This window comes from Arthrobacter sp. 05N33_2, assembly GCF_056397425.1.
Genome location: NZ_JBFTNJ010000116.1, coordinates 1 through 4,530 on the forward strand (window position 1 = coordinate 1; position 4,530 = coordinate 4,530).

The window sequence follows — 4,530 nt, forward strand, 5'->3', positions numbered from 1 at the left end:
CCCTCAAAGAGCGTGACGCAGCATTGATTGATCCTTCATCAACGATGCTCAGGAAATATGTCAGGTGCCTCAAGTCCACTATGCCTCCAAGGTATGAGTTTTACTCATCATAGGCATTTCCCAGGCATAGTCGCGCTTAGTTAGACTCGTCACACTTTCCTCCCTTCTTCAAGGAGTCTCTGTTGGCACTCTCATTTCCACACCCGGCTCGGACTGTGCTTGTCACGGCCACAGCCGCCGTCGTTGCCCTTAGCGCGGCGGGATGCAGTCCTGCCGCACCCAAAGCTTCTTCCGGCCCCGACGTTTTCTCTGTGGCCGCATCTGCAGCCATTACTACGTGGGATCCGGTTCGTTCGTTTTCCACCGAAGCCCTCTACATGGGCAACATATACGAACCCCTGCTTTGGAAGAACCCTGCAGGTTCCGCAGAAGCGTATTCCCCGGCAATAGCCGAGTCCTGGAGCGCCAGTGCCGACGGAAAATCCTGGACATTCAAGATCCGCTCCGGAGCCACCTTCCACGACGGCGAGCCGATCAATGCCGCGGCGGTCAAAGCCAGCATCGACGCTGCCAGGGACCATGCAGCCGCATCCTTCATCTGGGCACCGGTGGAGAGCGTTACCGCCCCGGACGACTCCACTGTCACGCTGCAGCTGAAGTACGCTGCGCCGATGGACCTCGTCGCCTCCTCGACCTACGGCGCCTGGATCGTTGCCCCGAAGGCCCTGGCCGCATCCGCCAAGAATGACAAGTACTTCGAGGCCGGAATCGACGCGGGCTCCGGCCCCTACACCATCGACTCCTACAAGCCCGGCTCTAAGGTCGTGCTGAAGAAGTACGACGGCTACTGGAACAAAAAGGCTGCATCGCACGTCGACTTTGTCGACATCTCTATCACCCCGGATGCAGTCACGGCCCAGCAGATGCTGACCGCAGGTGAGGTGGACTACGCGACCAACATTCCCTTGGAAAACGTCAAGACCCTGGCCAGCGATCCGAAGTTCACGGTGAAAGACTTCAACTCACCGTTCAACTTCCTGGCCATGTTTAACACGAGCCGCGCACCACTCAACGACCCGGAGGTCCGCCGCGCGCTCAGCTACGCGATTCCGTACAAAGAGATCATTGACATCGGCGRGCAGGGCTACGGCACGCAGTCCCACGGCCCTGCTCCCAGCGGCATCTTCCCCTACAGCCAGGACGTCCCGCAGTACTCCCAGGACTTGGAAAAGGCCAAGCAACTATTGGCCTCAGCTGGTCATGCCGACGGCATGAACCTCAAACTCACCTACGCCTCCGAGAATCCCGCGGAAGCACGGTTCGTGCCGCTGATCAAGGACGCCTTCGCCAAAATCGGTGTGAAGCTGGACGTGAAAGCCGAACTTTTCAACCAGCAATGGGACAGCGCAAAGGCTGATCCTCAGAGCGCCCAGGACATCTTTGTACTTAACTACTGGCCGACTTACAGCGACGCCGGCAGCGACAATCTCACGACGCTGTTCCATTCCAGCGAAAAGCCATCCTTCAACCTGAGCTATTGGAAGTCCCCGGAGTACGACAATTTGGTTGACAAGGCGGCAACCTTGACGGGAACGGACAGGGACGCAGCCCAGGGCATTTATAAGGAAGCCATGGACCTCCTCTATAGGGAAGCACCTGCCGCATTCCTCTACGATGCGCGCACAGTCTCAGTCGTTCCGGCCGGGTTGGAAGTTCCCCCCTACAACGAAAATTACCCGTTCACGGCCTTCTTCGCCCCCATCAAACGCGCCGCCTAAACGATACGACGCAGGCAGGGGCCCGGGCTGCACCAACAAAGCCCGGGCCCTTGCCCTGCCCGCCCATCCCGCCACACCAATCAAGAAAAGGAGAACCATGTTGCGTTTCGTCGCCCGGCGGCTCATCACCTCGGTGCTGGTTCTCGCCGTGCTTACCGCGATCGTCTTCATCCTTGCCCGCATCGTTCCCAGCGACCCGGCCGTCATCTACGCCGGCCCGAAGGCGCCCCCAGCCGAGCTGGACAGGGTCCGGGAGCACCTCGGCTTTAACCGTCCGATCCTCGAACAGTACTTCGACTACGTCGCAAAGCTGATCACCGGGGACTGGGGCCAGTCTCTGGCCACAAAACGCCCCGTGTTGGATGAGCTGTTCACCCGCCTCCCAGCCACATTGGAACTCATCGGGTTTGCCATGGTTCTYGCTGTTTCGGCAGGGGTCATCTTGGGCGTTGTTGCCTCCCGCCGTCCCGGCGGATTCATCGACGGAGCAATCCGTTTCCTCTCCATCGGAGGGATTTCCGTGCCCGCCTTCTGGCTCGGACTGCTCCTTCAACTGTTGTTCGTTGGGGGGCTGGGCATACTTCCGGCCACTGGGCAATTCAGCAACTCCATCAAATACTCCAACCCCATCTCTCACGTGACCGGGCTTCCCCTGTTAGACAGCATGATCACCGGCAACGGCGTGGCCTTCACCGATGGGTTGCAGCACGTGATACTGCCGGCCCTCACCTTGGCCGCATATCCCCTCGGACTCGTTGCACGAATGACCAGGGCCGCCATGCTCGATGTCATGAACCAGGATTACATCTTCACCGCCAGGGCCTACGGTCTGAGGGAGACCGCCATCCGTTGGCGCCTGGCCCTGAAAAATGCTCTACCACCAGTCCTGTCTATCGCCGGAATGGCTGCCGCCTACGCCCTGACCGGAACATTCTTCGTCGAAGCTGTCTTCAACTGGCCAGGAATTGGGCAGTTCGCTACATCTTCCATGCTTGCAGTGGACTACCCAGCCATCATAGCAATTACGCTCATGGGCGCCACAGCATACCTGCTGGCCAACCTTCTGGTGGACATCCTGCAATCCCGAATCGACCCCAGAGTGAGCATGTCATGAGCCCCACGACCCAAATCTCCGCCCCGACCCGTTCCGGGCCGGCCGGAGAACAGGCCACCCTCAAACCGATCAAACTACTTAAACAGACCCTGGGCCGTGACCGTTTGGCCGCTGTTGGCGCGATGATCATAGTCCTTGTCGTAATCCTTGCTGTTTTTGGGCAATGGCTGGCACCTTTCCCTGATCAGGGCATGGGGGCGACCAATGCCTCCGACCGAAACCTCGCTCCCAACGCCTTGAACTGGCTCGGCACCGATCAACTCGGTCGTGACGTCCTCAGCCGCATCATCATGGGCGCGAACCCGGCGCTGACCATCTCTGCCGTCGTTGTCGCGGCCGCGGCCCTCATCGGCATTCCCCTCGGCGCTGTCGCCGGATATCGCGGTGGCTGGCTCGACGAAGCCTTGATGCGTGTGACCGAGGTCTTCCAGGCCTTCCCGCCTCTGCTCCTGGCCATGGTGACCGTTGCGATCCTTGGGCCCAGCCTCACCAACGCCGGCATCGCCTTGGCCATCAGCTGGTGGCCCTGGTATGCGCGCCTTGTACGAGCGGAAGCAAAATCCCTTCGGGAACGCTCCTATGTCGAAGCAGCCCGCGCCATGGGCATTCCGCAACTGCTCATCATCAGCCGCCATGTACTTCGCAACTGCATGACGCCCATCCTCGTCCAAGCCACCGTCGACATCGGCACTGTGATCCTGGCCGCCGGGTCCCTGGCATTCATCGGCCTTGGAACGCAACCGCCCCTGCCAGACTGGGGCCTGATGGTCGCCGAAGGGCGCGGGCTCATATTCAGTTCCTGGTGGATAGCCACCTTTCCGGGGCTGGCCATCTTTCTGGCCGTCCTRGGATTCAACCTCCTCGGAGATTCGCTGCGCGACCTCCTTGACCCCAGGCAGGTAAAGCGATGACACATGTACTTAGCATCCGCGACCTCAACGTCGAATTCACCGACCGGGGAAAGCTTACCAACCGCCCCGTCCGCGGGATAGACCTCGATGTTTCCGCCGGTGAAATCCTCGGCCTGGTGGGGGAAACGGGGTGCGGCAAGTCCCTGACAGGACTCGCAGCCTTGGGGATCCTTCCACGCGGTGCACGGCGCACGGGGCAAGTGACCATCGGCAACGATCCCTTACAGGCCTCGTCAGAACCAGGTGGCTCGGCGGCCATCGTATTCCAGAACCCCGGGACTGCCTTCAACCCCGTCTTCACGCTTGGCCGCCAACTCAGCGATGTCCTGGCCCGGCACCGGCATATCTCGAGGGCCGAAGGCAAAGCTGAAATCATACGTCACCTAAGCCTGGTCGGCCTTCCGGACCCTGAACGGGTCTACCGCAGCTATCCGCACCAATTGTCCGGCGGGATGCTGCAGCGGGCCATGATTGCCATGGCTCTGYTACGCCAGCCCCGGCTGTTGATCCTGGATGAGCCCACAACGGCTCTTGACGTTACTGTTGCCCGGCAAATTTTGGTCCTCATTGACGAACTCCGACACAAGTTCGGGTTCGGTGTGCTGCTCATCAGCCACAACCTTGGCATCATCCGCGATGTCTGTGACCGCGTGGCGGTCCTTTACGCAGGCAGGGTGATCGAAACCGGACCTGTGGAAGCGGTCATGAACAATCCACGCCACCCATA

4 protein-coding genes are annotated in these 4,530 nt (G+C 60.3%); all 4 read left to right on the top strand.

Annotation, left to right across the window (positions count from 1 at the left end; translation table 11 throughout):
• Positions 1 to 311: 311 nt before the first annotated feature.
• Positions 312 to 1,778 (top strand): ABC transporter substrate-binding protein, encoded by a 1,467-nt coding sequence (locus AC1DHX_RS20235; protein ID WP_476900423.1) that lies wholly within the window; start codon positions 312 to 314, stop codon positions 1,776 to 1,778.
• Positions 1,779 to 1,878: 100 nt separating this feature from the next.
• Positions 1,879 to 2,892, top strand: coding sequence for an ABC transporter permease (locus tag AC1DHX_RS20240; protein WP_476860269.1), 1,014 nt, complete (start codon positions 1,879 to 1,881; stop codon positions 2,890 to 2,892).
• On the top strand, positions 2,889 to 3,803 hold the full coding sequence (locus AC1DHX_RS20245) for an ABC transporter permease (protein ID WP_476860268.1): 915 nt from the start codon (positions 2,889 to 2,891) through the stop codon (positions 3,801 to 3,803). Before AC1DHX_RS20240 ends, AC1DHX_RS20245 begins: the two co-directional genes overlap by 4 nt.
• Positions 3,800 to 4,530 (top strand): ABC transporter ATP-binding protein (locus tag AC1DHX_RS20250; RefSeq protein WP_476900424.1); only part of this gene is annotated, 731 nt, incomplete at its 3' end. The genes AC1DHX_RS20245 and AC1DHX_RS20250, both read left to right, overlap by 4 nt.